Below are 2,898 nucleotides of genomic sequence, written 5' to 3'. Positions count from 1 at the left end.
CCGAACGGGCACGCCACGAACCGCGACGCCGTCAGCCCGGACCGGCCCACATACCCGCACGCCACGCCCCGGCCGGCGACATACAACTCCCCGACCACGCCGGCGGGCACCGGCCGTAACCAGTCGTCCAGCACGAAGAAGGCGAGATGCGCCAGGGGAATTCCGATGGGGCTGGCGTCGCCGTGCACGTCGCGGTCGACGATCTCGCGGAACGAGGCGTGCACGGTGGTCTCGGTGGTGCCGTACATGTTGATCAGGCGCGGGCGCCCCGCATGGTTGTCCAGCCACTTGCCCAGCCGCCGGGGCTCGAGCGCTTCGCCGCCGAACACCAGCGTCTGCAGCTTGAGTCGGTGCGCGAGCTCGGGGGAAAGCGCGTCGGCGGTTTGCAGCGCGTAGAACGCGGACGGGGTCTGGCTCAACACGCCGACCTGTTCGCGAACCAGCAAGGCGTGCAGCTCGTCCGGCGAGCGGCCCACGGCGTCCGGCACCACCACCAGCCGCCCCCCGTGCAGCAGCGCGCCGAAGATCTCCCAGACCGAGAAGTCGAAGGCCAACGAGTGGCACAGCGTCCACACCTGGCCGAGCTCCAGCTCGGCGTCCAGCGACTCCAGCAGCTGGGTGACGTTGTGATGGGTGACCGCAACGCCTTTGGGAGTGCCGGTGGTGCCGGACGTGTAGACGACGTAGGCGATGTCCCCGGGCGCCGGCGGCGGTGGTGCGGTGGCGGGCCGCATCGTCGGCGCGGGGGCGTTGACGTCGACGACGGGTAGGCCCCACCCGCCCACTCGCGACCGCAGACCGCCGACGGTGATCACCGCGACCGCTGCGGCGTCGGTGAGCACGAATTCGATGCGCGCCGAGGGCAGCCCGGGGTCGATCGGCACGTAAGCCGCGCCGGTCTTGAGCACCGCCAGGATCGCCACCACCGCCTCGGCCGACCGGGGCAGTAACAGCGCCACCCGTTCACCGGGACGCGCGCCGTGACCAATGAGCCGGTGCGCCAGGCGGTTCGCGGCGTCATCGAGTTCGCGGTAGGTCAGCCGGTTGCCCCGGTAGCTGATGGCCACGGCCTCCGGGGCGCGGTCCACCTGGGCGACGAAGGCTTCCGGTATCGACCGGGTCGGGGAGGCGGCCTGCTCCAGCGCGCCGTGGTTGCCGATCGCCCGGAGCCGGGCGTGCTCCGCCTCGTCGAGCACGTCGATCGAGGACAACCGCCGGGTGGGGTCGGCGGTCATGGCCGCCACCACCCGCTGCAGTCGCGCCACAAACGTTGCGACCGTGGCGGTGTCGAACACATCGGTGCGGAACTCCACGGCTCCCCCGATCCCGCCGGGCCGGCCGTCGTCGGTCCAGCGTTCGGCCAGCGAGAACAGCAGATCCGTGCGGGCGGTGCGGGTGTCGACCGGAACGGCGGCGACCCGGAGATCGCCCAGCCGCAGGTCGGCGGGTTCGTTGTTCTGCCAGGCCAGCATCACCTGCACCAGCGGATGGTGGCCCAGGTTTCGGGTGGGGTTGAGCCGTTCCACCAGCACCTCGAAGGGCACGTCCTGGTGTTCATAGGCGGCCAGGCTGCGCTGGCGCACCTGCGCCAGCAGTTCGGCGGCGGTGGGATTGCCGGCCAGGTCGACCCGCAGCACCAAGGTGTTGACGAAGAAGCCCACCACGTCGTCGAGTGCGGGATCGGGACGACCGGCGATCGGAAAGCCCACAGCCACATCCGAACTGGTGCTCAGCTTGGCCAGCAGCACCGCCAGGGCGGCCTGGATGACCATGAAACTGGTCGCGTTGTGGGCGCGCGCCACCTCGCGCACCCGGTCCTGCAGCTCGGCGGGCCAGTCGACGCGCACCGTGGCTCCGCGATGGTCGGCCAGCGCCGGATACGGCCGGTCGGTGGGCAATTCGAGGCGCTCGGGCATTCCGGCCAGCGCGGCCTCCCAGTAGCGCAGCTGACCGGCGATCGGGCTGTCGGGGTCGTCGAGATCGCCGAGCTGGGACCGCTGCCACAGCGTGTAGTCGGCGTACTGCACCGACAACGACGGCCATCCCGGCTCGCGGCCGGCGCACCGGCTGGCGTAAGCCACCCCCAGGTCGCGCACCAGCGGAGTCAGCGACCAGCCGTCGGCGGCAATGTGGTGCACAACGGCCACCAGCAAGTGCTCGTCCTCGGTGATCCGGAAAAGCCTTGCCCGCAACGGTATCTCGGTGGCCAGGTCGAAAGGATGGGCCGCCGCGGCCTCGACGGCCTCGCTCAACCGCGCCGATGACCATCCGTTGGCGTCGACCACGTCCCAACCGGCAGCGGCGCGCTGCGGCGGCAGCACCACCTGCCGGGGCGTCCCCTCGGTCGCGGCGAACACCGTCCGCAGGCTTTCGTGGCGCTCCACCACATCGGCCAGCGCGGCGACCAGCGCGTCCTCGTCGAGGTGCCCGGTCAGCCGTAGCGCCGCGGCCATGTTGTACACCGGCGACGGCCCGTGCAGTTGGTGGATGAACCACAACCGGGATTGCGCGAACGACAGGGGCAACACTTGCGGCCGCGGCCCGGCCGCCACGCGCGCCCGCGCCCGGCCGCCCCCGCCGATGCGCTGCGCCAGCAGGCGAATCGTGGGCGCCTCGAACACGGTGCGCACCGACAGCCGGGTATCCAGGCCCGCGTTGACGGCGGCGACCAGGCGCATGGCCGCCAGCGAATCCCCGCCCAGGTCGAAGAAGGACTCCTCGACGCCGGCCCGGGTCAATCCCAGTACGCGGGCGTATATTTCGGCCAGGATGCCCTCGGTCGGGGTCGCCGGCGGCCGGTACCGTTCGTCGTCGTGGTAGTCGGGCGCCGGCAGGGCGCGGGCGTCGAGTTTGCCGTTGACCGTCAACGGAATCGCGTCCACGACGACCACCGCGGCG

At 71.6% G+C, this 2,898-nt stretch carries 1 protein-coding gene; it reads right to left on the bottom strand.

Annotation, left to right across the window (positions count from 1 at the left end; genetic code table 11):
• Window positions 1–2,898: non-ribosomal peptide synthetase (locus WU80_RS24470; RefSeq protein ID WP_156371882.1), on the bottom strand; the 2,898-nt coding region annotated here is incomplete at both ends.

Source organism: Mycobacterium sp. UM_11, from assembly GCF_001414075.1.
In the GTDB taxonomy this organism is placed as follows: domain Bacteria; phylum Actinomycetota; class Actinomycetes; order Mycobacteriales; family Mycobacteriaceae; genus Mycobacterium.
The sequence above is the reverse complement of the archived record's forward strand: the minus strand, read 5'-3'. Positions and strand labels throughout refer to the sequence as shown.